This is a genomic window from Devosia sp. Z6_126, assembly GCF_058133495.1.
On sequence record NZ_JBYUNO010000003.1, the window covers coordinates 14,154 to 40,977 of the forward strand.

The following is a 26,824-nucleotide window of genomic DNA, read 5'->3' on the forward strand; positions in this document are numbered from 1 at the left end:
CCATAACTCCACGCCCGCGTCGATGCGGGTCACTCAAACCAAGCTCACTCTTGGACCAGTGTGTTTAAGATTCTGTTTCCCATGTCGCGCACGCGGCAAGTTGCCGATCACACCCGACGCATCGCGCGCGACGCCTGCCCACCTGGAGGGCGGAATTCAAGGTTGCCCCCTCCAGCGGATTAGGCCATGAACAACCGTCACTTCAGGGTAATTTGATGCCGATATCGAACAATGCCTTTGTTCGCGCGACCACCATTCTCTTGTTGGTCGGCTTTTTTGCACTGGTCGGCATTGTCGGCACTACGATCTGGCTGGTTGAGCGCACTCAGGGCTATTTCAACGAGGTGGTCGTATCGCGCGAAATCCGTAGCGCCGCTACCGATCTGCGTAACGCATTGGTGGACGCCGAAACAGGGCAGCGCGGTTTTCTGCTGACAGGCAACGAAGCCTATCTGGAACCCTATACCGGGGCCGTTCAACGCCTGCCCGTGTTGCAGCAGCGGCTGGTCACCGTGCTGGCGCCCTATCCCCAGCTTCGCGAAGGCCTTGTCGAACTCCAATCTGCCATCGACATCAAGCTGCAAGAACTTGCCCGAACTATTGATCTGATGCGCGCTGGCGATCGCGATGCCGCCCTGGCGATCGTCAACAGCGACACCGGCAATGAGAACATGGGGCGCACCCGCGACTTCCTCGTGGCGCTGGTGGCAAGCGCACAGGAGCGCCTCGATACCGGCGTGGTCGACCAGCGCAATGCCGCCACCGCGCTGCGTTGGGTCGCCATTTTTGGCGCGCTGGTGATCGTTGCTGTGGTGGGGGGCTCAGTCTGGACAGCGTTGGCCTATACCAGGGAAATTGCCCGGGCCCGCCGCGAAGTGGAAGAAGCCAATCAAAGCCTTGAGGAGCGGGTGCAGGAACGCACCGCGGACCTGGGCAAGGCCAATGAGGAAATCCAACGCTTCGCCTACATCGTGACCCATGATCTGCGCGCGCCTCTCGTCAACATCATGGGGTTTACCAGCGAACTGGAAACCAGCGTCGCTACCCTGCGCGACTATATGAGCGAGCGCGAAGAATCGAGCGATCCCAAATTCGCCGAGGCGCGCCTGGCCGCCACCGAGGACCTTCCGGAGGCGATCGGCTTTATCCGCTCTTCGACCCGCAAGATGGATGCACTGATCAACGCCATCCTCAAGATTTCCCGCGAAGGCCGGCGCCAGCTCAAGCCCGAAGCACTGAACCTCGCCGAAATCATCGACGCTTCGGTCAGCGCCATCCAGCATCAGGTGACGGAAAATGGCGGCTCGGTTACAACCGAGGTCAAGGTCGCACGCCTCGTCACTGACCGGCTTTCGCTGGAACAGGTGCTCGGCAATCTCCTAGACAATGCGGTCAAGTACCAGGAACCTGGCCGACCGCTGACCGTGGCCATCCGGGCCCTGCCCGCGGAGCGCAACCGACTCAACATCGAAGTGATCGATAACGGCCGCGGCATTGCGTCTACTGACCATGAGCGCGTCTTTGAACTTTTCCGCCGCTCTGGTAGCCAGAGCCAACCGGGCGAAGGCATCGGCCTGGCGCATGTGCGCACCATGGTGCGCAGCCTGGGTGGCGAAATTACCCTCTCCTCGGAGCTGGGCAAAGGAACGACCTTTAGAATCAATCTGCCGCGCGATCTGCGCAGCTATCTCGGGAGCAATGCAAAATGAACTCCGGCACACCCGTCACCATTGTCATGATCGAGGACGACGAGGGGCACGCGCGGCTGATCGAGAAGAACATCCGGCGGGCCGGCGTCAGCAACCAGATCATCCCCTTCACCGACGGCACCTCGGCGCTGAACTATCTGATGGGCAATGATGGCAGCGGCGAAGTCAGCAGCGGACGGCAATTGCTGATCCTGCTCGATCTGAACCTGCCCGACATGACCGGCGTCGACATCCTCGAGAAGGTCAAGAGCAACGAACATACCCGCCGCTCGCCGGTCGTGGTGCTGACCACCACTGATGACCAGCGCGAAATCCAGCGTTGCTATGATCTAGGCGCCAATGTCTATATCACCAAACCGGTCGACTATGACGGGTTTGCCAACGCGATTCGCCAGTTGGGATTGTTTTTCTCGGTGATTCAGGTTCCGGAAGCCGACTGACCCATGCCTAACCGCACGCCCTATGTGCTCTATATCGATGACGATGCCGGCCTTGCACGCCTTGTGCAGAAGGCAATAGAGCGGCGCGGCTATATCTTCGAGCATGCAACAACGGGCGAACAAGGCCTGGCGCGCATTGCGCAAGGCGGCATCGACGTGGTGGCGCTGGATCATAATCTGCCCACCGGCACCGGGCTCGACGTTCTGGCTCAACTAGCTGATATGCCTGACCGGCCGGCGGTGGTTTATGTCACTGGCACGGTGGAAACGGCCGTTGCGGTGGCGGCGCTCAAGGCGGGCGCGGCCGATTACGTGCTTAAAACCGTCGACATGGACTTCCTGGAACTCCTGACCAGCGCGATCGGCCATGCCGTGGACCTGCAGCGCCTCAACCGCGCCAAGGCCAAGGCGGAGCAGGAAATGCGCGAGGCCAAGGACCGCGCCGAAACGCTGCTGGGCGAGGTCAACCACCGCGTGGCCAATAGCCTGGCCATGGTGGCGGCATTGGTGGGCCTGCAGGCCAATGCCATCACCAATGAGGAAGCTCGCAGCGCGCTGGCCGAAACCCAGGCCCGCATCCAGGCTATCGCGGGCGTGCACCGGCATCTCTACACCACTGACGATGTGCGCTCGGTCCATATTGGCGAATATCTGCAAAGCCTTGCCAGCGAACTTGAAACCTCGATGCAGGCGGCGGGCAGCCTTTCGCGCATCCTCGTTGCGGTCGAGAACATCTCCATTCCCACGGAAAAGGCCGCTTCGGTGGGTGTTATCGTGACCGAGCTCGTCACGAACGCCATCAAATACGCCTATGGCGCCGATGCCGGGGGCGAAGTGCGCATCAGCGTTGCCCGCAAGGGCGAACTGATCGACCTGGTGGTGGAAGACGATGGCATCGGCTGGAACGGCACCGGCAAGCCCCAGGGCACGGGCCTGGGCAGCCGTATTGTCAAGGCAATGGCCCACGGCCTTGGGGGCACTGTCGCCTATCAGGCCGAGGGACGCGGCACCCGCGTGTCGCTCCAGTTCTCTGCCTCTTAAAAGGCGCCAGTTGACCTGTAAGCCGGGTTCTGTAGGGCACCGTGCTTGCGCGCGGTACGTGGTGACCATTCATCTAGGACGCCTGTTGCCAGGCGCCTCGTGCAACCAACCCGGATGATCTGGCCTCAAAACCGGCTGGGGCATGAAGCCCCGCGTCATCCCTATTTGGTCTTGCTCCCGGTGGGGTTTACCGTGCGGTCCCCATTGCTGGGTCCCCGGTGCGCTCTTACCGCACCCTTTCATCCTTACTCCGGCGCGCCGGAGCGGTTTGCTTTCTGTGGCACTTTCCCTGAGGTCGCCCTCGCCGGGCGTTACCCGGCACCGTGTTTCGAAGGAGCCCGGACTTTCCTCTCCCGGATGGTTACCCATCCGGCAGCGGCCACCCGGTCAACTGGCATGGCCTTGTAGAAACGGATCGTTGGTGCCGTCAAGCACTGCTGGGCAGCAGCGGCTGAACGCGTGGCTTGGTAATCGCCTGATAGGCCAGATTAATCGCCGCCATGCGCGCTGTAGCAACCTCGATCAGTTCCTCAGGTACGCCCTTGGCGATGAGACGATCAGGGTGGTGTTCGGCAACAAGAAGGCGATAAACACGGCGCACTTCTTCGGGTGGCGCGCCGGGAGTCAGGCCCAGCACGAGATAGGGGTCAAGATCGCTGTCCAGCATGACGTGCTGGGCCGAGATCTGCTCGAACCGCGCTTCATCAAAGCCGAAGATGTTGCTGACGGAGTGGAGATATTCCAGCTCGGCCTCATGCACCATACCGTCGGCGGTCGCGATAAAGAACAGGCTATCGAGCACATGCTCGAGCGTGTCGGGACTATCGGCGAAAAAGCGGCCGATCTTGCGGGCATAGCTTTCAAAACCCGCTACATCCTGCTTGGCCAGGTTGAACAAGCGCTCAACCTGAGGCTCCTGCTCTTGAGAGACTTCGACCGTCGCGTTGAAGGCACGCACTTCCGAGGCGGTCACCGCCCCATCGGCCACCGCCATCTTGGCCGAAAGCGCAATCAGCGCGAGGGTAAAGGCTGCGTCGCGTCCGCCCGGCAGCCAGGTGTCGGGATCAAGGATATTGGCGACAGAGCCGGCCAGTCCAGTGCGACGCGTGAACGAGCCGAGAAAGGCCGAGAGTTTCTCCCAGCGATCCTTGTTCTCTTCCACTTTGCGCACACAGCACAGCATTGCGGCTCCTTTCGGCAGCGTCCGGCGAACGACTCGTCCGCCAGTTGGGTTGGGAAAATACCGGCGGAGCGGGGCGGCGTCCACCACTCCCCGCGCATGCCAGACCATCAGCGGAAGGGGACGATATAAACTTCCTCGACGGGCCCGATCAGGCGATCCCGGCCCCGGCGAACCGGTTCCTCGGGATAGAATTCTTCCTCAAAGCCAGCGGTCCTTCCGGATCCGCCCTGGCGACGGTTGAGGAATTCGGAAAGCGGGCCGGACTCCCAGTCCTCCAGATCGTCGGCGTCGATCCGGCCACGGTCGGCACTGACAACATCGGGCGGAATGATCACGGGCTCATCCCGGCTCGGTGCCACGGCAATCTGCGCCGGGGGACGCATGGACAGTGGCATCGGCACGGGTGCCACCTTCTGGGGCGGCAGCGAAGCGACTTCCACGGGGTCAACTCCAGGAGCCGCGGGCTCGAGGGGCGCAGCGGCAACGGCCGGAGCGGGAGCCGGAGCCACAACGGGAGCTGGAGCCGTCGGTTGAGCGGGGGCAGCCTGGGGCGCAGCATTGGCCTCGGTGATATAGGAAGGCATCGCCTTGCCGGACTCGAGGAACGAGTTCACCGGATCGCCGGGCTTGTTGCCGGTTTTTGCGGGCTCGGCCACGGGCTTGGCGGGCTCTGCTGCCTTGGCGGGCGCCGCCGACTCAGCCTTGACGGGGGCGATCGCGGCTGGCTTGGCGGCTACCGGAGTTGTTGGTGCGCTGGCGACAGCTTCCTTTACGGGCTTGGCTGTGGGCCGTTCGCCCGCTGGCGCGGGGATCGGCGCCTGGGGCGAGATGACGGCCACGCGCTCGGGCTCGCCCAGCAGCTGGGCTGACAGCAGATCGGCGACGGGTACGCCGACAACAACAAACAGACCGGCCCATGCCAGGCCATTGGTGAGACGACGATCGAATTTCATGTTCTCAAACCCTGTTGTCCCGCCCTCAAAACCGGGAGAAAGACGGTTTTCATGGCCATTTCAAGGAGACCATGTCAGCCCGCCACATAGCGGCCATGCGCCTGAACAGAACCTGAACGGCATCTGGCCATGCCACCAGAACATGGTTAAGGCGGAATTAATTGGCGCGCCGACCCAGCAGCCGGGCAAGCGCCAGCACCAGGTTGGAGCGGTTGAGCGTATAGAAGTGGAAGGCGGTGACGCCTTCGTCGAGTAGCTCGGTGACCTGCTCTGCAGCCACGGCGGAGGCCACGAGCGCATGGGTTTCCGGATCATCGTCCAGGCCCTCGAATCGCTCGACCATCCAGGGTGGGATGGAAGCGCCGCAGCGGGCGGCAAAGCCCGAGATCTGCTTGAAGCTGTGGATGGGCTGGATGCCGGGGATGATCGGCGCGGTGATGCCGGCGGCGCGAGCACGTTCCAGGAAGCGCAGGTAGTCGGCGTTGTTGAAGAACATCTGCGTGATCGCGCGGGTCGCCCCGGCGTCGAGCTTACTCTTCAAATTATCGATATCGCTTTGCCAATCGGGGCTTTGCGGGTGCCGCTCGGGATAGGCCGCAACGGAAATGTCGAAATCACCGATCCGGCGGATACCGGCGACGAGGTCCGCGGCGTTGCGGTAACCTTCGGGATGGGGCGTGAAGGGCTGCCCTACCCCTTCAGGCGGATCGCCGCGCAGGGCAACGATGCGGTTGACCCCGGCGGCTTGATAAGCGCGCACGACGGCATCAACCTCGTCGCGCGTGGCGCCGACGCAGGTCAGGTGCGCGGCACCCGATAGCCCGGTCTGGTCGGTGATGCTCGACACCATGCGCAAGGTGCGTTCGCGCGTCGTGCCCCCCGCGCCATAGGTGACGGAAACGAATTCGGGGTGGAGCGGCGCGAGCTTGTGGAGGCTTTCCCAGAAGCGCTCCTCGGTGGCGTCGTTTTTGGGGGGGAAAAACTCAAAGGAAAGGTGAAGCGGCGGGCGCTTTTCCGCAAGTTGCCGGCTGGTGCGGTCGCTGTCTTCGATCATGGCTGTTCCATTCAAGTTTATGCGCAGAGGCGCCACAGGCAGACGGTCAGCCCGCGTTCGCCATTGTCACTGGGGAATTCCCGCACGGTCTGAACCTGCAGCCCGGCACTCGCGGCCCAACCGCTCATCTGCGCCTGGGACAAGCCCAGCCGTCGATGCGCATGCTCGGTGCGCAGGAATTCCAGTTCATGAGGGGCAAAATCGACAATCACCATCTGCCCGCCTGGCTTGAGCAATTCGCGCGCGCCCATCAGCATGCGGCCGGGATCATCGAAATAATGCAGGACCTGGTGGATCACGATGGCATCGGCGGGTCCGAGTGCCGGGTCGAGCTCGGCTATGTCTCCGAGCCGCACCTGCGCATGGGTTACGCCGGCCGAGCCAAGCCGCGCGCGCGCCACGCTCAACATTTCGCGGCTGGAATCAACGCCGATGCCGCGCTTGTAGCGATCGGCCAGCAGCTGGAGCATGCGCCCGGTGCCGGTACCCAGATCAACCAGCAACTCCACCGGCCCTGCCTGGAAGCCCTCAAGCACAGCCGATTCGACGGCGTCTTCAGGAACATGGAGCGTTTTCAGCAGGTCCCAGCTGCCGGCGACCTTGGCGAAGTAATGCGCCGCCTGCGCCTGCTGGGCGGCACGCACCTCGGCCTGCCGTTCGCAGTCGCGCACCCGCTCCGGGTCGGTGTGATCCACCCGCCCCACCAGCCATTGCGCAACCGCTCCCGCTTCGCCGTCCTGGGCAAGGCCGTAATAAGCCCAGGCGCCCTCGGCATTGCGTTGCACGAGGCCTGCATCGGCCAGGAGCTTGAGATGGCGCGAAACGCGCGGCTGGCTTTGATCAAGGATTTCGGTGAGGTCCTTGACGGAATGATCCCCGCCAGCGAGTAAAGCCAGAAGGCGCAGGCGAGTCCCCTCACCTGCCGCCTTGAGCACTCCCACCAATTCCGACAACTCAGCCATCAGCCCTCACGAGATATAAAGATATCTTTATATCCCTTTGGGGCGGAGGTCCAGAGGCTTAGGCCTAGGCGGAGGCGCGTTCGTCGGTCCCAGTGCGCTTGCGGAAGGAATGGGCCCGCCACAGCGCAAAGATTTCGTCGGCTTCCTCGCGATCCATGCCAAGGAAACGCTGCTGGATCAATGCCTTGTCATCTGCACTGGGCAGATCGCGCCAGGGCAGCACGGCAAAAAGGGCTGCAAACAGGTCGGGCGCCACGCCCGCGGCCTTGAGCGCGACGCTTACCGCGACATAGTCCTGGCTCGCGAGCCACTTCACCACCACTTCGGGGGTGATGCGCAGCATTACGCTGATGGCAGCGGCCGCGTGGTGGCCATAGCCAAAGCGGGCAAAGCGCGCGAGGGCGCGGTCGTCCAGCTGCTTGCGATCGGACAGCGCCTTGACCTGGTTATAGGCCAGCTTCCACTCGGAGGCGGCAAAACCGACGCCATTGCGGATGCGGTTGAACACCACCGCGTTGACCTTGCCAGCGGCCACCGGATCCAGCGTGCTCTCGGCCCGCGAGAGATCTTCCAGCACCTTGTCGGATAGCTGGTGGATTTCGCCGCGCAGCGACTGCCAATCCAGATCGTGCCGGCCGCGCAGGTCATGGGCGATCTCGGCGTCCTGGGTGGCGCGGGCGACCAGCTTTTGCAGCGTTGCCCGGTCGAACTCGGCATGGGAATTGCGCACCAGCCGCACCAGCGAGGTAGTCTCGCCATGCTCGATAATGGCCTCGCCCACCCGTTCGGGCACGCTGGGGCGACTGGCAATGGCGACACGATGCGCTTCGCTCTGCTTGCTGATGATGTCGATCAGATCGTCGTCACTGAGGACATTGGAGAATTCGAGCAGCGGACGTGCCACTTCGATATCATCATTGGCGAGCTTGACCACGACAGTGCCCGGAGCGCGTTCCAGCGGCGCCAGCAGCTTGGCGACATGGGCGCGCGCTTCCACCTCGACCAGCTCGGCCAGGTGGCAAAGCACCTCGTCATACTGGGCAACCTGCTCATCGTCGCAGCGGTCGGAAACATAGCTGAACAATTGCGCCATGTTGCGGAACAGCTGTTCGCGCTCGGAGTGATTGTCCTCGCCATTCAAGACCCGGAAGCTGGAGAATGCGCGTTGGCCTTGATCGAGTTCGTTCATCGGTGGTCTCCACGACTATGCGTAAAACCACCCTGCGCCCGCACTCGCTTGCGCCCGGTCAAACGGATGCCGAGCAATTGACTAAAATTGTACGCAACCAAATAGGAAGAAGGGGCGCAACCACTGCGCCCCTTCCATCATCTCTGCGACTTAGTGCGAGCCGACTTCGCTGCTGTGGCTGGTGCTGATGCTCGAAGTCTTCTCTGCATCGGTTTCGCCCTTCACCTTGACCAAAGCCGCCCGTACGCCGGCGCCATAGGCCGGGTCCACCTGATCGAACAACGCCAGCTGGCGATCTTCGATGAACTGGGGGATGCCGTTCATGGCTTCGGCAATGTTGGAGAACAGCCGCTGGCGCTGGCCTTCGTCAAAAAGGGCATACAGTGCCCGCGGCTGGCTGAAGTGATCGGCCGTGCCACGGAAGTCATAGCGGCCCACTACGCCTTCATAGCGGTGCGGTGGTTCGGCAAAGCTCGGATCTTCCACCGGGCCGCCAAAGCTGTTGGGCTCGTAATAGGCGTCCGCATTGGTGCGCATACCGAGCGTGGCTTCGCCGTCGCGGTGATAATGATGCACCGGGCAGCGGGGCTTGTTGACCTCGATCGACTGATAGTGGACGCCGATACGGTAGCGCTGCGCATCGGGATAGGAGAACAAGCGGCCCTGCAGCATCTTGTCAGGCGAAAAGCCGATGCCCGGGACCACGTTGGACGGGTTGAAGGCAGCCTGCTCGATATGCTGGAAGTAGTTCTCGGGGTTCTTGTTGAGCTCGATCTCGCCGACCTTGATCAGCGGATAGTCGGCATGGGGCCAGACCTTGGTCAGGTCGAACGCGCTCCAGCCGGTGCGGCTCTCGAACTCGTCTTCTTCGCCTTCCGGCATGACCTGGATGAAGAAGGTCCACTTGGGGAACTGACCGTTCTCGATCGTGGTGTAAAGCTCTTCCTGGTAGCTCTCGCGCGACTTGGCAATGACGCCTTCGGCTTCACGATTGGTGAAGGTCTTGTGGCCCTGCTGGGTCTTGAAGTGGAACTTCACCCAGAATCGCTCGCCATTGGCATTCCACATGGAGAAAGTGTGGGAGCCGTAGCCGTTCATATACATCGGCGCCTGGGGGATGCCGCGGTCGGACATCAGGATGGTGACCTGGTGCAGCGATTCCGGGCATAGCGACCAGAAATCCCACATGGCGGTACCCGAGCGCAGATTGGTGCGCGGATGGCGCTTCTGGGTGTGGATGAAGTCAGGGAACTTGTAGGGATCCGCGACAAAGAACACGGGCGTGTTGTTGCCCACGATGTCCCAGTTGCCCTCTTCGGTATAAAATTTGAGCGAGAAGCCGCGCACGTCGCGTTCGGCGTCGGCGGCACCCTGCTCGCCGGCCACAGTCGAGAAGCGGAGCAGCATTTCGGTCTGCTTGCCCACATGCGAGAACAAGGCGGCACGGCTATAACGCGTAATGTCCTCGGTGACGGTCAGGGTGCCATAGGCGCCCCAGCCCTTGGCATGCACCACGCGCTCGGGAACGCGCTCGCGATTCTGGTGCGCGAGCTTTTCAATCAGCTGGTAGTCCTCGAGCAGCACCGGGCCACGCGGGCCGACGGTCTTGGCATTCTGGTTATCGGTAACCGGCGCACCGGCGGTGGTGGTCAGTCTTGGTCTGTCGCTCACGAGAAACTCCTTGCGCCCAACGAGTCAGCAAGCTGGACTCGTTCAATCTGGCAGCCTTGTGCCCAATCAATCTTCATCAGGCAAATTGATTGATCTTCTTAATGCGATAAGATGAACCTATCATGAGCTTTACCCTCAAACAGCTTCGCTACGCCATCGCGGTCGCCGATCTCGGCCATTTCGGCCGCGCGGCCGCCGCCTGCAACGTTACTCAACCCGCCCTTTCCCAGCAAATTCAGTCACTTGAAGCCTGGTGCGGAATCCCGATCTTCGATCGGCTGGTGCGGGAAGTGCGCCTGACGCCCTTTGGGCGCGAGTTCGTTGGGCGGGCCCGCCCGCTGCTATCGGGAGCCGAGGCGCTGGCGAGTTTTGCCGCCGGGCCCGCCACCGCGCCCGACCGACCGCTCAGGTTCGGGCTGATTCCAACTGTGGCGCCCTATCTGCTGCCCGATGTTTTCCCGGCCCTGGCGCAGCGGCTGCCCGAAATGCGCTTTGCCATCAGCGAGGACCGCACGGGCGCCTTGCTGGCGGCGCTGGGCGACGGGAGCCTTGATCTGGCGCTGATCGGCTCCGAGCTGCCAAGGGGCGGCCCCAAGCTGAGCAGCCTCCCCTTGTTCGAGGATCCCTTTGTGCTGGCCACGAGTTTGGCGGAAGCGCGCGAGGGTCCGGTATCGCTGGCCGGCGTGCCGCCTGAGCGCATCTTGTTGCTCGATGAAGGCCATTGCTTTCGTGACCAGGCCATTGCGGCTTGCGATCTCGGCAGCGAGCTATCGAGCCGTACCTTTGCCGCCACTTCGCTGTCCACCATTGTGGAATTTGTTGCCGCCGGCCAGGGCGTGACGCTGTTACCCCGGATCGCTTTGCGCAAAGAAGCGGGCGACCGCATCGCCATCCACCCCTTGGCGCCGCCCCGCCCAGGCCGGCACCTGTCGCTTGTATGGCGAGATGGATCGCCATTTGCCGGGGTGTTTGAACAAGTGGCCGAGCTGATCCGCGAGACCGGGATGGGCGAGGCCAAAGGCTAGCCTGCCGGAACGGGCTCCACCGGCAGCCGGCGATTGCGGAAGCTGTCATAGCTGAACACGGCAAGGGACAGCCAAATCAGCCCAAAGCTGAGGAGCCGCACACCGTTGAGCTCCTCGTGGAACACGAAGACGGCGACCATGAACTGCAGGGACGGCGAAATATATTGCAGCATGCCGATCGTGGTCAGGCGCAGCCGCTGCACGCCATAGGCGAACAGCAGCAGCGGCACCGCCGTGGCGGGGCCGGTCAGCATGAGCAGCACCATCGTGCCCGGATCAGCATGGGCGCCCCAGCCATAGGTCGCGATGTTGAAGACGACATAGGCCAGGGCCGCCGGAGCCAGCAGCACCGTTTCCCCGAACAGGCCCGACACCGGGCCGGCCATAACCGTTTTGCGGAAGTAGCCGTAAAAGCCGAAGGTCAGCGCCAGGCCGAGCGCGATGAAGGGAAAGCTGCCCATGCCGATGGCCTGGAGCAGGATGGCGAAGGCCGCGATGGCGATGGCAATGGTTTGCAGCCGGTTCTGCCGTTCCCCCAACAGCACCATGCCCATGGCGACATTGACCAGTGGGTTGATGAAATAGCCAAAGCTGGCTTCGATCACCTGACCGGTTTCCACCGCCCAGATATAAAGCAGCCAGTTGCCGCCTAGCAGCACGGCGGACACCAGCATGATGATGGCCTTGCGCCGGTCGGCAAAGAGAGCGCGAACTTCGCCGAACTTGCGCGTGACGAGCAGGATAACGCCCAGGAGCAGCAACGACCACAGGGTGCGCTCGGCCACGATCATCACCGATCCCACCGCATCGAGCTGCCGGAACAGCAGCGGCAGGAAGCCCCAGCACAGGAACGTGCCGATGGCGGCAAGAACGCCGGTGCGCGCGTCGCCGCTTTGCGGGCGGGTCGTGGATGGGGACGTAGCGGGGGAAGTTGGCGCGGACATGGGATGCTCCGCCCCGGAACCGGGGCTCGGGTGTCCTTAGCAGGGGCGTAACAGCGGCGCCAAGACCCTTGTGGTCACCGGCTAGTCGAGCTCAGGCGAGCCGCCGCCTTCGATGGCATCGAGGAATTGCAGCAGCAGCGTGTTGACCAAATCAGGCCGCTCGATGCTGGGCAGGTGGGCGACGCCTTCGAGCACCGCGGCAAAGGCGTTGGGCATTTCTTCGGAGAGATGGTCGTGCCGCTCGATCAAGGCACCGAAGTCCTCGTCGCCCACCAGCAGCAAGGTCGGGGCGGCAACCTCCCCTACCCGGCTCCAGGCTTCGGGCGCGGGCTCCCCTTGCGTGAGTTCGGGCTTGCGCAAAGCAATGCCGTTCATGTCGAGGAACAGCTCGCGCACGGCCCCGCCAACGCGGCCGCTTTGGGCGCGCGGACCATCGAGCCATTGGTGAGCCTGCACCTTGTTGAGCATGTCGAGATCGCCGCGCTCATAGGCGTCTTCCTCGGCCGCTTCCACCGCCGCTTCCATATCCGAAGTGCTCCAGGGCGAGCCGGTCACCGACGTGCCGAGCAATGCGAGACCGATGATGCGGCCGGGATGGCGCAGGGCAAAATCGAGGGCAAGACCACCCCCGAGCGAGCAGCCCACGAGCACGGCGGCGTGGATGTCGAGGGCATCGAGCAGCGCTTCGAGATCATCGAGATGGCTGAAGGGCTCGTCGGGGCTTTCGCTTTCGCCGAAGCCGCGACGGTCATAGGTGATGGCGTGCCAGCCCGCAGCGGCGACCGCCTGCATCTGGCTGGCCCACATGCGGCTGTCAGCGACGCCGGCATGCAGGAAGACGACGGGCAGGCCCTCGCCCAGTTCGGAGCCGGCCAGGATTGCCTGGCCGATCTCGATGTCGAAGGGCTCGCCCATCATCATTGGTCCGATCAGCGCGTCAGCGGCTTATAGGTGGCGCGCTTGGGATTGACCGCATCGGCGCCGAGGCGCCGGACCTTGTCGGCTTCATAGTCGGCGAAGTTGCCCTCGAACCATTCCACATGGCTGTCGCCTTCAAAGGCGAGCATATGGGTCGCGAGCCGATCGAGGAACATGCGATCGTGGCTGATGATCACGGCGCAGCCGGCGAATTCCTCCAGCGCCTCTTCGAGCGCCGCAAGGGTTTCGGTGTCCAGATCGTTGGTCGGCTCATCGAGGAGGAGGACGTTGGCGCCAGACTTGAGCATCTTGGCCAGGTGCACCCGGTTGCGCTGCCCGCCCGAAAGATTGCCCACCTTTTGCTGCTGATCGCCGCCCTTGAAGTTGAAGGACGAGGTATAGGCGCGCGAATTGACCTCGCGCTTGCCCAGCATGAGGATTTCGTCGCCCTCCGAGATCTCTTCCCACACAGTCTTGTTGGGGTTGAGGCTGTCCCGGCTCTGGTCGACATAGCCCATATGGACATTTTCGGCGACCTTGATGGTGCCGGAGTCAGGCTGCTCCTGGCCGGTCAGCATCTTGAACAGCGTGGTCTTGCCTGCGCCATTGGGGCCGATAATGCCCACGATGCCGCCCGGGGGCAGCTTAAAGGTGAGATTGTCGATCAGGAGGCGATCACCAAAGGATTTGGAGAGGCCTTCCACGTCGATGACGTTCTGGCCCAGCCGCTCGCCCACAGGAATGATGATCTGGGCGGTCGAGGACTGCGTCCGCGCCTCGTTGATCTTGACCAACTCGTCATAGGCCTTGAGGCGGGCCTTGCTCTTGGACTGGCGCGCCTGGGGGGACTGCCCCATCCATTCGCGTTCGCGCTCGAGCACCTTGGCGCGGGCCTGGTCTTCGCTCTTTTCCTGGGCGAAGCGCTTGGCTTTGGCGGCGAGATAAGCCGAGTAATTACCTTCATAGGGCACGCCGCGACCACGATCGAGTTCGAGGATCCAGCCGGTGACATTGTCGAGGAAGTAGCGATCGTGGGTGATGATCAAAACGGCGCCGGCGAATTCGCGCAGATGGCGCTCCAGCCAGGCGGTCGTTTCGGCATCGAGATGGTTGGTGGGCTCGTCGAGCAGCAGCAGGTCGGGCTTGCTCAGCAACAGGGCGCACAGGGCCACGCGGCGGCGTTCGCCGCCTGAAAGCTTGGTCACGTCGGCTTCGCCCGGAGGGCAACCCAGGGCTTCCATCGCCACCTCCACCTGGGACTCGAGGTCCCACAGGTTTTCGGCGTCGATCTGGTCCTGCAACTTGGCCGCTTCATCGGCGGTCTCGTCGGAATAGTTCATCATCAATTCGTTGTAACGATCGATGACGGCCTTCTTTTCCTTGACCCCGGTCATGACATTGCCGAGCACGTTGAGCGCCGGATCAAGCTCGGGCTCCTGCGAGAGGTAGCCAAGCTTGGCGCCCTGGGCCAACCAGGCTTCGCCGGTGAACTCGGTATCGATGCCCGCCATGATCTTGAGCAGAGTCGACTTACCCGAGCCGTTCGGACCCAGCACGCCGATCTTGGCATCGGGGTAGAATGACAGGTGGATGTTGTCCAAGACCTTCTTGCCACCGGCATAGGCTTTGGACATTCCGCTCATGTGATAGATAAACTGGCGAGCCATAGGCTTGCGACCTCGTAGGAACCTTGGTTTGGGCTGCTATGTAGGCCAAGCCGAGCGCCACGGCAATGCGCCCGTAGGTAGCGGCGGCTGAACACCAGCGCCCGCTTCGGCGGCGGTGTCTCCCCGGCGCAAAGCTCGCTTTGCGCGACGACATGAAGCGGGAACGGCCAAGCCCTTACCGTCGTTGGCGTTCCGGTTACGCCGGGAGAATTCATGTCAGCCAATCTTTGGTACAAAAACGCCGTCATCTATTGCCTGCATGTCGAAACCTTCATGGATGGCAATGGCGACGGCATTGGTGACTTCGTTGGTCTGGCCGACCGGCTCGATCACCTGGAGCGCCTGGGCGTCAATTGCATCTGGCTCAACCCGTTCTATCCCTCGCCCCGGCGCGACAATGGTTATGACATCACCGATTATTACGGGGTCGACCCGCGCTATGGCACGCTCGGGGACTTTGTGGAGTTCATGCACGCGGCAAGCGACCGGGGCATGCGGGTGATCCTCGACCTCGTGGTGAACCATACCTCGATTGACCATCCCTGGTTTCAATCGGCGCGCGAAAGCGAGGAGTCCCCCTTCCGCGACTGGTATGTGTGGAGCAAGGAGAAGCCCGACAACATTACCGAAGGCGTGGTTTATCCGGGCGTGCAGGAAGCCATCTGGACCTATGACCGCAAGGCCGGTGCCTGGTATCTGCATCGCTTCTTCAAGCACCAGCCCGACCTCAATGTCGCCAATCCCGAAGTACGGGCCGAAATCCTCAAGATCATGGGCTTCTGGCTGGCCCTTGGCGTGTCGGGCTTCCGGGTGGATGCGGTGCCTTTCCTCATCGAGGATATGGGACTGGAGAACACCGGCGCCGACCCTTTTGTGCTGCTGACCGAAATGCAGGAATTCATGAGTTGGCGCCGGGCCGGCTCGGTGCTGCTGGCCGAAGCCGACATTCCCTATGAAGGATCGGGCGATTATTTTGGCGATGGCAATCGCATGAACATGATCCTCGACTTCCCTCTCAACCAAAGCCTGTTCCTCGGCTTTGCGCGCAAGACGGCTGAACCCGTGCGCCAAACGCTGATGCACCGTCCCAAGCGGGCCGAAGCGGCGCAATGGGCAAGCTTTTTGCGCAATCATGACGAGTTGAACCTCGGCCAATTGTCCAAGGCCGAGCAGCGCGAAGTGTTCAAGGCCTTTGCTCCCGAGCCCGACATGCAGCTTTACGAGCGTGGCATTCGCCGGCGCTTGGCGCCCATGCTGGGCAATGACCCCGCCCGGCTGCGGCTCGCCCATTCCCTGATGTTCGCCCTGCCCGGCACCCCGGTGATGTGGTACGGCGAGGAAATTGGCATGGGCGAGGACCTGTCCCTGCCCGAGCGTGCGGCGGTGCGCACGCCCATGCAATGGAACGAGCAACCCAATGGCGGCTTTTCGGCCGCCCAACCCGAAGAGACCGTGCGCAGAGTGCCGGCCAAAGGGGCCAACGGGCACCGCCGGGTCAATGTCGCCGAGCAGATCTGCGATCCCGATTCCCTGCTCCATGCCGTGGCGGGCATGATCGGCACCCGCCGCTCGGCGCCCGAAATCGGCTGGGGCGAATGCGAAGTGGTCGACCTGGGCACGGACGATGTGCTGGCGCTGAGCTATCGCTGGCGCGGCGGGCATGTGGTGATCTTGCACAATTTCACCGACGGTCCCGTCAGCATGGTGATGGAGATCGATGACATCGAACGCTATGTGCCGCTGCTGTCGGACGCCGAGAACCGCACGCCCTTCGCTAGCGGCACGACGGTGACACTGGGGCCCTATGGCTATTGCTGGCTGCGCTGCGGTTCGGAGCGGCGCTGAACGGCGGAACGGAGGCGAGCCGGCATCGTTACCTTCCAACACCAAAAATGGAGCATCACGATGCGACGCTTAGTTCTGATCAGCGCCTTCGCTCTCGCCGCCGCCCTGCCCGCCCAAGCGCAGGACGCCCCTACGGCTACAGCCACATTCATCGATGCCTCGGGCAATGAAGTGGGCTCGGTGACGCTCACCCAGGACGGCGATGCCGTCAGCATTGTTGGCCATGTGATGGACATCACCCCGGGCGATCACGGCCTCCACTTCCACGAAACGGGCGATTGCGATGCCTCGACCGCTTTTGAATCGGCGGGTTCGCACTTCAACCCAACCGAGCATCAGCACGGCACGGAGAATCCCGAAGGGCCGCATGCCGGTGACCTGCCCAACATCACGGCTGATGCGGATGGCATGGCAGACATCGAGCTTTCCACCGAGATGATTTCGCTGGAGGAAGGTGACGACGCCTACGTGTTCGATGACGATGGTACCGCCCTGGTGATCCATGCCAGCGCCGACGACTATAAGACCGATCCCTCGGGTAATTCGGGTGATCGCGTCGCTTGCGCCGTGATCGAAGCGGCAGCGGAATAAAGCAACGGGCGCCGCGGCGCCCGTTTTCTTTGACGCTATTGCGCCATGGTGGAACGGTGCGCCCAACCGGTCATGCGCCGTTCCAGCCACGCCATCAGCGCATACATAGCGATGCCTTCAACGGCGAGCATCAAGAGGCCGGCAAACACCAGCGGCACGTTGAAGTTGGACTGGGCCGAGGCCATCATATTGCCCAGGCCATTGTTGGAGGCGACGGTTTCGCTGACCACGGAGCCGACAAAGGCCAGGGTAATGGCGATCTTGAGCGAGCCGAAGAAATACGGCATCGAGCGCGGGATGCCGACCTTGAGCATAATGTCGAGCTTCTTGGCCCCGAGCGCGCGCAACACGTCCTCGGTTTCCGGCTCGATGGTGGCGAGCCCCGTCGCGACATTGACGACGATGGGAAAGAACGAGATCAGGAAGGCGGTCAGCACCGCGGGCACGGTGCCGATGCCGAACCAGATCACCAGCACCGGCACCAGCGCCACTTTCGGGATGGCGTTGAAGCCAATCATGATCGGGTACAGCCCGGCATAGATGGTCTTGGACCAGCCGATGAAGAGGCCAATGCCGAGCCCCGCCACCACCGCGATCAGGAAGCCGAGCGTTGTGGTGTAGAGCGTTTGCAGCGAGTTCTTCCAGATCGGCGACCAATACTGCACGATCGCTTCGAACACGCGCGAAGGCGTGGGCAAAATGGTGTGCGGCAGCCCCGATATGCGCACGCCCACTTCCCAAAGGACGAAAAGCCCGATGGTGTAGAGGAGCGGCGCGAGGCGGATCCAGTTGATGCGGAAGGCTGGACGCGGCGGCGTGCCGGCAACGGCGGTGTTCTGGGTGATGACGCTCATGCCGCCACCCGCGCACTGGCAATCTCGCCATGGAGCGATTGCACCATCTCGTTGAACTCCGGCTGGTACATGATGTCGAGCTCGCGCGGTCGGGCAAACGGCACGTGATGTTCGGCAACAACGCGCCCCGGCCGGGCGCTCATCACCACGACCTTGTCGGCCAAAAACACTGACTCACGCAGATCGTGCGTGACGAGCACGATGGTGACGCCCTGCGCGGCATGCAGGTCGCGGATTACGCACCAGAGCTCTTCGCGGGTAAAGGCATCCAGCGCGCCGAAAGGTTCGTCCAGCATCAGCAATTCAGGCTGGTGGATCAGCGCGCGGCAGAGATTGGCGCGCTGCTGCATGCCGCCCGACAATTGCCAGGGAAATTTCGAGCCAAAGCCCTTGAGCCCGACGGTTTCAAGCAATTGCTCGGCCTGCTCGACATAGTCGCGCTTGTGGCTGCGCAGGCGATGGCGGTGGCGCTCGACGATTTCGAGCGGCAAGAGGATGTTCTCGAGCGTGGTGCGCCAGGGCAGCATGGTTGGGTTCTGGAAGGCCATGCCCACGATGGAGACGGGCTTGGTCACTGGCGAGCCGGCCACGACCACATCTCCGGCTTGAGGAATATGGAGCCCCGTCACGAGCTTCATCAGCGTGGACTTGCCGCAGCCCGAGGGCCCAACCACGGCCACGAACTCGCCCTTTTGGATGTTCATGGAAAGGCCGGATACGGCGAGCGTGCCGTCCGGGCCGCCATAGCGCATATCCACGTTTTCAATGCTGACCAGCGCCATGCATTCTCCCCCGTCGGTGGTGATGGCCCGGCGCGCCGGACCACCCCGTGGTTGTTGTTATCAGGGCAGCATACGCTCGGCCGCGGGCGGCAGATAGCTTGGGTCGAACACATCGGCAGCGGTGACGGCACCCTTGAGATCCATGGAGATCTTGAGGGTTTCGATGGAAGCGGCGAGCCGCGCCTCATCGATGCCGCCAAAGCCGTTCTCGACCACGTAAGGGGTCTTGATGTTCATCTCATTGGCCATTTCGAGGCGGGCGGTTTCGGTATCGATGTTGAGCGTTTCGTTGCGGGCCAGAACGGCCGCGGCGCCAGCAGCGGGATCAGCCACGGCATCGGCAAAGCCCTTGGCGAGAGCGCGCAGGAAGCCGGTCACCAGCTCTGGGTTTTCTTCGGCGAAGGTTTCATTGACGAGGATGGCATTGCCGTAAAGCTCAAGGCCGTGATCGGCAAAGAGGATGGTGGAGATATCGTCTTCCGGCACGCCATTGGCGAGAAGGTTCAGGATCACCGAAAAGGCAAAGCCGAAGACGCCATCCACATCGCCCGAAGCCAGCATCGGCTCGCGCACGGGAAAGCCGATGCTTTCGATAGTGATGGAGGAGGTGTCGAGATCGGCGGCTTCCACAAAGGCGGGCCACTGCGCGAAAGCGCCATCAGGCGGCGGGGCGCCGAGCTTTTTGCCTTCCAGCGACTTGGGATCGTCAGTTACGCCCAGCGACTTGCGGCCGACCACCGAAAACACCGGCTTGTCATAGACCATCATGACCGATTTGACCGGCTGGGCAGGATCTTCGTCGAGGAACTTGATCAGGGAGTTGATGTCGCCAAAGCCAAACTGGTAGGCGCCGGTGGCGACGCGGGGAATGGCTTCCACCGAGCCGTTGCCGGTGTCGATGGTGACATCGAGCCCTTCGGCGGCAAAGTGGCCATTGTCCTGCGCTAAAAGGAAGCCGGCAGCAGGGCCTTCGAAGCGCCAGTCGAGCGTCAGCTTGACCGAAGTCTGCGCCCAGGCGGGCAGGCTGCCAAAGCCAGTAACGGCCAGGGTGGCGGTAACAGCTGCACAAGCAGTGAAGTGTCGGCGATTGAACATGCGTTTGTCCCTCAACAATGTTGGGGGAAGTCAAGCGCACGGCACAGCGAGGCGCAAGCAGAAACTGCACCATTTCGCGCCAGCGAGCTCTGTTGCACAAAATGGCGGCGCAATGCCTACCGAAGCGAGGCAGCGAACATCAAAAAGGGGCGCGAGACCAAAGCCTCACGCCCCCACCGGAGGCACTGCAAAGGAGCGTCAGCCTTTGCAGCGCCCGCCGATCATTTGGCGCGGCACCGGGCCATCACCAATTCCTGCCGGCCACCAGATCCTCGGGGCTGCAGCTTGCTGGAAGAACGGGTTGCCCGGTGAAATGTTCCCGCGTTTTGCGCCAGCTGAAATTTCGTGAACAGCGACTGTTATGCGCAATTCAGCAGCAGTCACGGGCAGCGCCTAAAATATAATCGCACCCTTGGAGGCCTGCTTACAAATGCAGCACGCGCCCACCGCAGCTGGGCAGACACCGGCCAGTAGTTGCCGGTGAGCCTGTATTTGAATCAGTCTCTTAGCCGCCGCCGCTAGCTGCTGGCACAGGCTTTGCAATTACCTCGCTGCAATCATCTGCCGGAGGTAAGCATGACAAAAGTAAACCGCCTGATCGCGGGACTGGGCCTGGGCGCGAGCATCACACTGGGCGCGGCGGTGGTCCCCGCTTTCGCCCAAGACGACACCATCAAGGTCGGTATCCTCCATTCGCTCTCGGGCACGATGGCGATCTCCGAAACCACGCTCAAGGACACCATGCTGTTCCTGATCGAGCAGCAGAACGCCAAGGGCGGCCTGCTGGGCAAGCAGATCGAGCCGGTCGTAGTCGATATCGCGTCGGACTGGCCGCTGGCTGCCGAAAAGGCGCGCGAACTGCTGACCGTCAATGAAGTGGATGCCGTATTTGGGTGCTGGACCTCGGTATGTCGCAAGTCGGTGCTGCCGGTGTTCGAGGAGCTCAACGGGCTGCTGTTCTATCCCGTGCAGTATGAAGGCGAAGAGTCCCAGCGCAACGTGTTCTACACCGGCGCGTCCCCCAACCAGCAAGCGATCCCGGCTGTCGATTACCTCATGAACGACGAAGGCGTGGAGCGCTGGGTGCTGGCCGGCACCGACTATGTCTATCCGCAGACCACCAACAAGATCCTTGAACAATACCTGCTCGACAAGGGCGTCGCGCAGGAAGACATCATGATCAACTACACGCCTTTCGGTCATTCCGACTGGCAGACCATTGTCTCCGACATCGTCGCCTTCGGCTCGGAGGGCAAGAAGACCGCTGTGGTCTCGACCATCAATGGCGACGCCAATGTCCCCTTCTATCGCGAACTGGGCAACCAGGGCGTCGCGGCTGAAGACATCCCGGTCGTGGCCTTCTCAGTGGGCGAGGAAGAGCTTTCGGGCTTCGACACCACGCCGCTGGTCGGGCACCTGGCGGCCTGGAACTACTTCATGTCGGTCGATACGCCCGAGAACGAGGAGTTCATCACCGCCTGGCACGAGTTCATCGGCAGCGAGGATCGCGTCACCAATGACCCGATGGAAGCGCACTATATCGGCTTCAATCTTTGGGTGAAGGCGGTCGAAGCGGCCGAGAGCACCGAGGCTGATGCGGTGATCGAAGCCATTGTCGGGCTCGAAACGCCTAACCTGACCGGCGGCGTCGCCAAGATGCTTCCCAACCACCACATCACCAAGCCCGTGCTGATCGGCGAAATCCAGGACGACGGCCAGTTCGACGTCGTGTGGGAAACCGAAGACTTGGTCCCGGGCGATGCCTGGTCGGACTTCCTGCCCGAGTCGGCGGTGCTGGAAGCCGATTGGACCGCGCCCATCAACTGCGGCAACTACAACACCCAGACCAAGAGCTGCGGCGCGGCCGTCGCCGCCCAGTAACACCCCAACCTGAGCTGGCGAAGGCGGTCTGCCGCCTTCGCCCCTGTCTAGGCGGAGCAAAGCATATGAGCATGATCGAGGGCAGCCTTATCGGCGAGCGGTCTGGCAGCAAGACGGCGAGCCTCGGCTTGCGGTTAAACCGTCAGTGGAACTGGCGCTCCTTGGCCGCTCGTTTGACTCTGCTTTTGGCGCTCCTCGTCTCCTTCTCCTCACCCGGCTTCGCCCAGGCACCCGACGAGCAACTCTCCGCGCTGGTGGATGCCCTTTATCCCGGTGACTATGGTGACCGGCAAGCGGCTATCGCCGCGCTGGTGGCCACCGGCGACCCGCGCGCCGTGCCGGTGCTGCAAGTCCTGGGGGAAGGCGATCTTTACGCGGTGGAAGCCACCGGCAAGGTGGCCTTAGTCGAGCGCAGCGGCAGCAATTATGCCCTGACCGATCCGGTGACCGGTGCCGCGCTCGGCGAGGTTGCGCGCAGCGACACCGAAAAGGTGCGCGTCAACAATTCGCTTAGGCGCACGATCCGCACAGCCATCGGGCAGATGACGCTGCTGAGCGACAACCCGGGCACGCGCCTGTCGGCTGCCCAATCCATTTTACGCGATGCCGATCCAGCCAATCTGGAACTGCTCGACACCGCGCTGGCCAGCGAAGCCGATCCCAAGATCCGCACCACGATGGAGCTGGCTCGCGCGGTGATCCTGCTCAAATCCGACGATGTGAGCTTTGAAGACCAGCAGCAGGCCGCAGCCACCGTCGCGGCTTCCGGCAGCCGCGATGCGATCACCATCCTCACATCGGCATTGGCCAGTGCGCCAGACGACCTCAAGCCCGCCATCCAATCGAGCCTTGATGGGCTCCAGCGCGACCGGGCCGCCTGGGCGGCGCTGCAAAATGTCTGGTTCGGCGTGTCGCTGGGCTCGGTGCTGCTGCTCGCCGCGATCGGGCTCGCCATCACCTTTGGCGTCATGGGCGTCATCAACATGGCTCATGGCGAGATGGTGATGCTGGGCGCCTACACCACCTTTGCCGTTCAGGAGGTGATCCGCCAGAACGCGCCGGCTCTGTTCGACCATTCCCTCGCCATTGCCCTGCCCCTTGCCTTTCTCCTCACCGCCCTGATCGGCATTGCCATCGAGCGCGGCGTGATCCGCTGGCTTTATGGCCGCGCGCTCGAAACGCTGCTCGCAACCTGGGGCCTGTCGCTGATCCTGCAGCAAACCGTACGCTCGATCTTCGGGCCTACCAACCGGCAGGTGGGCAATCCCAGCTGGATGTCGGGCTCGGTGGATTTTTACGGATTGTCGCTGACCTGGAGCCGGGTCTGGATCGTCGTCTTTGCCATTGTCGTGTTCGTCGCCCTCTTGGTGGTGCTCAATCGCACGGCGCTGGGCCTGCAGATGCGCGCCGTCACCCAGAACCGGCGCATGGCTTCGGCCATGGGCATCCGCACCCCCTTTGTCGATGCCATGACCTTTGGTCTCGGCTCCGGCATTGCCGGGCTCGCGGGGGTGGCGCTCAGCCAGATCGACAATGTCTCGCCCAATCTGGGGCAAGGCTACATCATCGACAGCTTCATGGTCGTGGTGTTCGGCGGCGTCGGCAATCTCTGGGGCACGCTGGTGGGCGCCATGACCCTGGGAATCGCCAACAAGTTTCTCGAGCCCTATGCCGGAGCAGTGCTCGGCAAGATCCTGATCCTGGTGCTGATCATCCTCTTCATCCAGCGCCGCCCGCGTGGGCTGTTCGCGCTCAAGGGAAGGTCGGTAGAGGCGTGAGAACGATCGGTAATCTCGGTGTGTTCGCTCCCTCCCCCTTGAGGGGAGGGCTGGGGTGGGGGTCGTTCAGTGGCGCGCCCAGCCACCCCCACCCTCGATCCCTCCCCTCAAGGGGGAGGGAAGCACAAGAGCCCCGTGCGCTGTGCCAGACTGACCCATCTTGGAGTGCCGCCCCATGCTGACCCAGGCCTTGTTTCGCGCACTGGATCGCAAGGCGATCTGGTTGATTGGCATCTTGGTGACGCTGGCCGTGCTGGTGCCGGCCGCCAACCTGCTGATCCCGCCCGGCCAGTTCGGCCACGTGCCCAATTATGCCGTGACCCTCTTCGGCAAATATCTGAGCTACGCCATGCTGGCGCTCGCCCTTGATCTGGTCTGGGGCTATTGCGGCATTCTTTCGCTCGGCCACGGCGCCTTTTTCGCGCTGGGTGGCTACGCCATGGGCATGTATCTGATGCGCCAGATCGGCAATCGCGGCGTTTATGCCAATGCCCAGCTGCCTGACTTCATGGTGTTCCTCAACTGGAAGGAACTGCCCTGGTATTGGCAGGGCTTCGACAATTTCGCCTTTGCCATGCTGATGGTGATGCTGGTGCCGGGCATCCTCGCCTTTGTGTTCGGCTTTCTCGCCTTCCGCAGCCGGGTCACGGGCGTTTATCTTTCCATCATCACCCAGGCCATGACCTATGCACTGCTGCTGGCCTTTTTCCGCAATGACATGGGCTTCGGCGGCAATAACGGGCTGACCGACTTCAAGGACATCCTGGGCCAGCCGATTGCCGCGCCCACGACACGGGCCTCCTTGTTCGCAGCGACGGCAATCGCGCTCGCACTTTCCGTGCTGGTTTGCTCCACAATTGTGCGCTCCAAGCTCGGCAAGGTGATGGTGGCAGTGCGCGACGCCGAAAGCCGCACGCGCTTTTTGGGCTACCGGGTTGAGTATGTGAAGCTCTTTGCCTTTGTGGTGTCCGCCGTCATGGCGGGCATCGCCGGCGCGCTTTATGTGCCTCAAGTCGGGATCATCAATCCCGGCGAGTTCGATCCGGCCAATTCCATCGAGGTGGTGATCTGGACCGCGGTGGGCGGACGCGGCACCATTGTCGGGCCGATCATCGGCGCAATCCTTGTCAATATGGGCAAGTCCTATTTCACCGGCGCCCTACCCGAGTTGTGGCTGTTTGCGCTGGGCGCATTGTTTGTTGGCGTTACGCTGTTCCTGCCCAAGGGCATTGTCGGCCTGCTTGGACAGTATCGCAGCCTGACTACGAGGCGCGAGCAGCACCAGCCGCAAACGCCCAACTCGATCCAGTTGGAAGCCGGCCTTGATCCTCAACCCAAGGCGGCGGAGTAAGCCATGTCCGACAAAACCGGCACCATGCTGTATCTCGACGGCGTTTCCGTCGCCTTCGATGGCTTCAAGGCCATCAACAACCTGTCGCTGATCGTTTATCCCGCCGAGATGCTCGCCATTATCGGCCCCAATGGCGCGGGCAAGACCACGATGATGGATATCATCACCGGCAAGACTCGGCCCGATGATGGCGAAGTGCTGTTCAATGGCCGCACCGACCTGACCCGCCTCGATGAAGCGGCCATCGCTAATTTGGGCATTGGGCGTAAGTTCCAGAAGCCCACCGTGTTCGAAAGCCAGACCGTCTGGGACAATCTGGAAATGGCGTTGCGCAAGCCGCGCGGCATCTTTGCGACGCTGTTTTATACCGCCGACGCCGAGGACATCGCCCGGATCGAGGACATCCTCGACACGGTCCGGCTCGGTCACCGCAAGAATGATCTGGCTGCCAATCTCAGCCATGGGCAAAAGCAGTGGCTCGAAATCGGCATGCTGCTGGCACAGGACCCCAAGCTGCTGCTGGTGGATGAGCCTGTTGCCGGGATGACCGACAGCGAAACGGCCGAAACCGCCAAGCTCCTGCGCGAGATCGCCACGGCCCGCTCGGTCGTAGTGGTGGAACACGATATGAGCTTTGTGCGCGATCTGGGCTCACGCGTGACGTGCCTCGCCGAAGGCGCGGTGCTGGCCGAAGGCAGCCTCGAACAGGTCAGCGCCAATCCCCTCGTCATCGAACGCTATCTGGGACGCTGAGCATGACCGCCCTCTCCATCGACGCCATCGACCTGCATTACGGCGCCGCCCAGGCGCTGCGCGGCGTGTCCATCACCTGCCGGCCCGGCCGCATTACCGCCGTGCTCGGGCGCAATGGGGTCGGTAAATCCTCGACCCTGCGGGCCATCTCGGGGATCAACAATATTACCGCAGGCTCCATCACCCTCGGGAACGAACTGCTGCGCAAATCGCCGCCCTATAAGCGCGCCCGGCTCGGCCTCGGCTATGTGCCACAAGGGCGCGAAATCTTCCCGCTGCTCACGGTGCGGGAGAACTTGGAAACCGGGTTCGCGAGCGTTCCGCGCTCGGAGCGCACCATTCCAGATTACATCTTCGAGCTGTTCCCGGTGCTCAAATCCATGCTTAACCGGCGGGGCGGGGATTTGTCAGGGGGCCAGCAACAGCAGCTGGCCATCGGGCGGGCGCTGGTAACCCGGCCCAAAGTGCTGGTGCTTGACGAGCCCACGGAAGGCATCCAGCCTTCGATCATCAAGGATATCGGCCGCGCCTTGCAGTTCCTGCGCGACGAAAAGGGCATGACCATCCTGCTGGTGGAACAGTTCTTGGATTTCTGCCGGGAGATCGCCGATGATATCTATGTCATGGACCGAGGAGAGATCCAGCATGCGGGGCCTGCCAGCGATCTTGAACGGCCCGAAGTGCGCCGGCACCTCATGGTTTAAACAAAAACGCCCGGCAACGCCGGGCGTTAAAGCAGAAGCTTGGAGTGCTTACTCGCCGAGACCGGCAGCTTCGCACTGTTCCAGCGTGATCGTATCGAGGTCGATATTGATGCCGGCATTTTCGACTTCATTGGCGGCCGGAGGATTCTCAACCTGGGGGGTCGAATCCGCGCCGGCACCAGGCGTGGATTCCGTGGAGCCGTCGCCGTCGTCGGAAGCACTATCTTCGGTCAGCGACTCGGTGGTGGCAGCGGTTGCCAGCTGCGTGCAGCGCTGCTGGACAGCATCAAGCTCGGATCCGGTCAGCTCAACACCGTTGAACATGGTCTGTGCAAAGGCGGAGCCAGAAAACGTCATGGCGGAGACAAGTGCAACGGCTGAAAGCAGAGACTTTGTACGCATGCAAGGTTCCTCTTTATTTTTTGTGCTGTAAG

The 26,824-nt window shown here is 62.4% G+C and carries 24 protein-coding genes and 1 other RNA gene; 11 read left to right on the forward strand and 14 right to left on the reverse strand.

Features of this window, described 5'->3' with window-relative positions; translation table 11 throughout:
• Positions 1–215: 215 nt before the first annotated feature.
• Genes AC3YOG_RS12200 through AC3YOG_RS12210 form a run of 3 tightly spaced genes read left to right on the forward strand, consistent with a single transcriptional unit; the run spans position 216 to position 3,190 of the window.
• Complete coding sequence (locus AC3YOG_RS12200; protein ID WP_489935285.1) at positions 216–1,709, forward strand: sensor histidine kinase; 1,494 nt, start codon at positions 216–218, stop codon at positions 1,707–1,709.
• Complete coding sequence (locus AC3YOG_RS12205) at positions 1,706–2,149, forward strand: response regulator (RefSeq protein ID WP_127753573.1); 444 nt, start codon at positions 1,706–1,708, stop codon at positions 2,147–2,149. The genes AC3YOG_RS12200 and AC3YOG_RS12205 overlap by 4 nt, the downstream gene beginning before the upstream one ends.
• 3 nt (positions 2,150–2,152) lie before the next feature.
• Positions 2,153–3,190, forward strand: a complete 1,038-nt coding sequence (locus AC3YOG_RS12210; protein ID WP_172123668.1) for a sensor histidine kinase — start codon at positions 2,153–2,155, stop codon at positions 3,188–3,190.
• 2 nt (positions 3,191–3,192) lie between these two features.
• On the opposite strand, the gene rnpB is transcribed toward AC3YOG_RS12210, so the two are convergent.
• The 7 genes from rnpB to AC3YOG_RS12245 all read right to left on the reverse strand — a co-directional run bounded on the left by rnpB (position 3,193) and on the right by AC3YOG_RS12245 (position 10,202).
• An RNA gene (rnpB, locus tag AC3YOG_RS12215) (RNase P RNA component class A) lies at positions 3,193–3,585 on the reverse strand.
• A gap of 32 nt (positions 3,586–3,617) precedes the next feature.
• A complete protein-coding gene (locus AC3YOG_RS12220; RefSeq protein ID WP_127753575.1) occupies positions 3,618–4,373 on the reverse strand; it encodes a J domain-containing protein in 756 nt (251 codons plus the stop codon).
• A gap of 107 nt (positions 4,374–4,480) precedes the next feature.
• Complete coding sequence (locus AC3YOG_RS12225; protein ID WP_489935286.1) at positions 4,481–5,326, reverse strand: hypothetical protein; 846 nt, start codon at positions 5,324–5,326, stop codon at positions 4,481–4,483.
• 157 nt (positions 5,327–5,483) lie between these two features.
• Positions 5,484–6,380, reverse strand: coding sequence for a methylenetetrahydrofolate reductase [NAD(P)H] (gene metF / locus AC3YOG_RS12230; protein ID WP_172123670.1), 897 nt, complete (start codon positions 6,378–6,380; stop codon positions 5,484–5,486).
• A gap of 17 nt (positions 6,381–6,397) precedes the next feature.
• Positions 6,398–7,342 (reverse strand): ArsR/SmtB family transcription factor, encoded by a 945-nt coding sequence (locus AC3YOG_RS12235; protein ID WP_489935287.1) that lies wholly within the window; start codon positions 7,340–7,342, stop codon positions 6,398–6,400.
• A 64-nt stretch (positions 7,343–7,406) separates the two neighbouring features.
• Positions 7,407–8,531: a DUF2336 domain-containing protein gene (locus tag AC3YOG_RS12240; RefSeq protein WP_489935288.1), complete on the reverse strand. Its 1,125-nt coding sequence runs from the start codon at positions 8,529–8,531 to the stop codon at positions 7,407–7,409.
• 150 nt (positions 8,532–8,681) lie between these two features.
• Positions 8,682–10,202: a catalase gene (locus AC3YOG_RS12245; protein WP_489935289.1), complete on the reverse strand. Its 1,521-nt coding sequence runs from the start codon at positions 10,200–10,202 to the stop codon at positions 8,682–8,684.
• A gap of 122 nt (positions 10,203–10,324) precedes the next feature.
• On the opposite strand from AC3YOG_RS12245, the gene AC3YOG_RS12250 reads away from it, so the two are divergent.
• Positions 10,325–11,227 (forward strand): hydrogen peroxide-inducible genes activator, encoded by a 903-nt coding sequence (locus tag AC3YOG_RS12250; RefSeq protein ID WP_172123673.1) that lies wholly within the window; start codon positions 10,325–10,327, stop codon positions 11,225–11,227.
• On the opposite strand, the gene rarD is transcribed toward AC3YOG_RS12250, so the two are convergent.
• From rarD to ettA, 3 genes are all read right to left on the reverse strand, one after another.
• Positions 11,224–12,171 (reverse strand): EamA family transporter RarD, encoded by a 948-nt coding sequence (rarD, locus tag AC3YOG_RS12255; RefSeq protein ID WP_489935290.1) that lies wholly within the window; start codon positions 12,169–12,171, stop codon positions 11,224–11,226. The two genes, AC3YOG_RS12250 and rarD, sit on opposite strands and share 4 nt — an antisense overlap.
• An 81-nt stretch (positions 12,172–12,252) precedes the next feature.
• On the reverse strand, positions 12,253–13,086 hold the full coding sequence (locus AC3YOG_RS12260) for an alpha/beta fold hydrolase (protein ID WP_489935291.1): 834 nt from the start codon (positions 13,084–13,086) through the stop codon (positions 12,253–12,255).
• Between the two features lie 14 nt (positions 13,087–13,100).
• A complete protein-coding gene (ettA, locus tag AC3YOG_RS12265) occupies positions 13,101–14,756 on the reverse strand; it encodes an energy-dependent translational throttle protein EttA (RefSeq protein WP_127753584.1) in 1,656 nt (551 codons plus the stop codon).
• Between the two features lie 213 nt (positions 14,757–14,969).
• On the opposite strand from ettA, the gene AC3YOG_RS12270 reads away from it, so the two are divergent.
• On the forward strand, positions 14,970–16,601 hold the full coding sequence (locus tag AC3YOG_RS12270; protein ID WP_489935292.1) for an alpha-amylase family protein: 1,632 nt from the start codon (positions 14,970–14,972) through the stop codon (positions 16,599–16,601).
• A gap of 60 nt (positions 16,602–16,661) precedes the next feature.
• On the forward strand, positions 16,662–17,192 hold the full coding sequence (locus AC3YOG_RS12275) for a superoxide dismutase family protein (RefSeq protein WP_489935293.1): 531 nt from the start codon (positions 16,662–16,664) through the stop codon (positions 17,190–17,192).
• Between the two features lie 35 nt (positions 17,193–17,227).
• Here AC3YOG_RS12275 and AC3YOG_RS12280 read toward each other — a convergent pair whose 3' ends face one another.
• From AC3YOG_RS12280 to AC3YOG_RS12290, 3 genes are all read right to left on the reverse strand, one after another.
• Positions 17,228–18,046 carry an ABC transporter permease gene (locus AC3YOG_RS12280; RefSeq protein ID WP_489935294.1) on the reverse strand — a complete coding sequence of 273 codons (819 nt, stop codon included), beginning with the start codon at positions 18,044–18,046 and terminating at the stop codon, positions 17,228–17,230.
• A complete protein-coding gene (locus AC3YOG_RS12285; RefSeq protein WP_489935907.1) occupies positions 18,043–18,798 on the reverse strand; it encodes an ABC transporter ATP-binding protein in 756 nt (251 codons plus the stop codon). Before AC3YOG_RS12285 ends, AC3YOG_RS12280 begins: the two co-directional genes overlap by 4 nt.
• Positions 18,799–18,888: 90 nt before the next feature.
• Positions 18,889–19,923, reverse strand: a complete 1,035-nt coding sequence (locus tag AC3YOG_RS12290; RefSeq protein ID WP_172123678.1) for an ABC transporter substrate-binding protein — start codon at positions 19,921–19,923, stop codon at positions 18,889–18,891.
• Positions 19,924–20,499: 576 nt separating this feature from the next.
• Here AC3YOG_RS12290 and urtA point away from each other — a divergent pair.
• The 5 genes from urtA (at position 20,500) to urtE (ending at position 26,390) form a co-directional block, all read left to right on the forward strand.
• Entirely contained in the window at positions 20,500–21,804 is a 1,305-nt protein-coding gene (gene urtA / locus AC3YOG_RS12295) for an urea ABC transporter substrate-binding protein (protein ID WP_489888975.1), read from the forward strand.
• A 65-nt stretch (positions 21,805–21,869) separates the two neighbouring features.
• Positions 21,870–23,582: an urea ABC transporter permease subunit UrtB gene (urtB, locus tag AC3YOG_RS12300; RefSeq protein ID WP_489935295.1), complete on the forward strand. Its 1,713-nt coding sequence runs from the start codon at positions 21,870–21,872 to the stop codon at positions 23,580–23,582.
• Between the two features lie 175 nt (positions 23,583–23,757).
• Positions 23,758–24,933 carry an urea ABC transporter permease subunit UrtC gene (urtC, locus tag AC3YOG_RS12305; RefSeq protein ID WP_489935296.1) on the forward strand — a complete coding sequence of 392 codons (1,176 nt, stop codon included), beginning with the start codon at positions 23,758–23,760 and terminating at the stop codon, positions 24,931–24,933.
• 3 nt (positions 24,934–24,936) lie between these two features.
• Positions 24,937–25,686: an urea ABC transporter ATP-binding protein UrtD gene (gene urtD, locus AC3YOG_RS12310; protein ID WP_489935297.1), complete on the forward strand. Its 750-nt coding sequence runs from the start codon at positions 24,937–24,939 to the stop codon at positions 25,684–25,686.
• Positions 25,687–25,688: 2 nt separating this feature from the next.
• The gene (gene urtE / locus AC3YOG_RS12315; protein ID WP_489935298.1) at positions 25,689–26,390 is read left to right on the forward strand and encodes an urea ABC transporter ATP-binding subunit UrtE; all 702 of its coding nucleotides are present in this window, start codon (positions 25,689–25,691) and stop codon (positions 26,388–26,390) included.
• Between the two features lie 48 nt (positions 26,391–26,438).
• Here urtE and AC3YOG_RS12320 read toward each other — a convergent pair whose 3' ends face one another.
• Positions 26,439–26,792, reverse strand: a complete 354-nt coding sequence (locus AC3YOG_RS12320) for a hypothetical protein (protein ID WP_489935299.1) — start codon at positions 26,790–26,792, stop codon at positions 26,439–26,441.
• Positions 26,793–26,824: the final 32 nt, after the last annotated feature.

Bases quoted from the DNA above. Each gene is read 5' to 3' on its own strand.
- rarD (WP_489935290.1), bottom strand. From the start codon at position 12,171: ATGTCCGCGCCAACTTCCCCCGCTACGTCCCCATCCACGACCCGCCCG.
- AC3YOG_RS12200 (WP_489935285.1), top strand. From the start codon at position 216: ATGCCGATATCGAACAATGCCTTTGTTCGCGCGACCACCATTCTCTTG.
- urtD (WP_489935297.1), top strand. From the start codon at position 24,937: ATGTCCGACAAAACCGGCACCATGCTGTATCTCGACGGCGTTTCCGTC.
- urtA (WP_489888975.1), top strand. From the start codon at position 20,500: ATGACAAAAGTAAACCGCCTGATCGCGGGACTGGGCCTGGGCGCGAGC.
- AC3YOG_RS12320 (WP_489935299.1), bottom strand. From the start codon at position 26,792: ATGCGTACAAAGTCTCTGCTTTCAGCCGTTGCACTTGTCTCCGCCATG.
- AC3YOG_RS12280 (WP_489935294.1), bottom strand. From the start codon at position 18,046: ATGAGCGTCATCACCCAGAACACCGCCGTTGCCGGCACGCCGCCGCGT.
- AC3YOG_RS12290 (WP_172123678.1), bottom strand. From the start codon at position 19,923: ATGTTCAATCGCCGACACTTCACTGCTTGTGCAGCTGTTACCGCCACC.
- AC3YOG_RS12240 (WP_489935288.1), bottom strand. From the start codon at position 8,531: ATGAACGAACTCGATCAAGGCCAACGCGCATTCTCCAGCTTCCGGGTC.
- AC3YOG_RS12235 (WP_489935287.1), bottom strand. From the start codon at position 7,342: ATGGCTGAGTTGTCGGAATTGGTGGGAGTGCTCAAGGCGGCAGGTGAG.
- AC3YOG_RS12225 (WP_489935286.1), bottom strand. From the start codon at position 5,326: ATGAAATTCGATCGTCGTCTCACCAATGGCCTGGCATGGGCCGGTCTG.
- AC3YOG_RS12260 (WP_489935291.1), bottom strand. From the start codon at position 13,086: ATGGGCGAGCCCTTCGACATCGAGATCGGCCAGGCAATCCTGGCCGGC.
- AC3YOG_RS12250 (WP_172123673.1), top strand. From the start codon at position 10,325: ATGAGCTTTACCCTCAAACAGCTTCGCTACGCCATCGCGGTCGCCGAT.
- urtE (WP_489935298.1), top strand. From the start codon at position 25,689: ATGACCGCCCTCTCCATCGACGCCATCGACCTGCATTACGGCGCCGCC.
- metF (WP_172123670.1), bottom strand. From the start codon at position 6,380: ATGATCGAAGACAGCGACCGCACCAGCCGGCAACTTGCGGAAAAGCGC.
- AC3YOG_RS12220 (WP_127753575.1), bottom strand. From the start codon at position 4,373: ATGCTGTGCTGTGTGCGCAAAGTGGAAGAGAACAAGGATCGCTGGGAG.
- ettA (WP_127753584.1), bottom strand. From the start codon at position 14,756: ATGGCTCGCCAGTTTATCTATCACATGAGCGGAATGTCCAAAGCCTAT.
- AC3YOG_RS12210 (WP_172123668.1), top strand. From the start codon at position 2,153: ATGCCTAACCGCACGCCCTATGTGCTCTATATCGATGACGATGCCGGC.
- urtB (WP_489935295.1), top strand. From the start codon at position 21,870: ATGAGCATGATCGAGGGCAGCCTTATCGGCGAGCGGTCTGGCAGCAAG.
- AC3YOG_RS12275 (WP_489935293.1), top strand. From the start codon at position 16,662: ATGCGACGCTTAGTTCTGATCAGCGCCTTCGCTCTCGCCGCCGCCCTG.
- AC3YOG_RS12270 (WP_489935292.1), top strand. From the start codon at position 14,970: ATGTCAGCCAATCTTTGGTACAAAAACGCCGTCATCTATTGCCTGCAT.
- AC3YOG_RS12205 (WP_127753573.1), top strand. From the start codon at position 1,706: ATGAACTCCGGCACACCCGTCACCATTGTCATGATCGAGGACGACGAG.
- urtC (WP_489935296.1), top strand. From the start codon at position 23,758: ATGCTGACCCAGGCCTTGTTTCGCGCACTGGATCGCAAGGCGATCTGG.
- AC3YOG_RS12285 (WP_489935907.1), bottom strand. From the start codon at position 18,798: ATGCGCTATGGCGGCCCGGACGGCACGCTCGCCGTATCCGGCCTTTCC.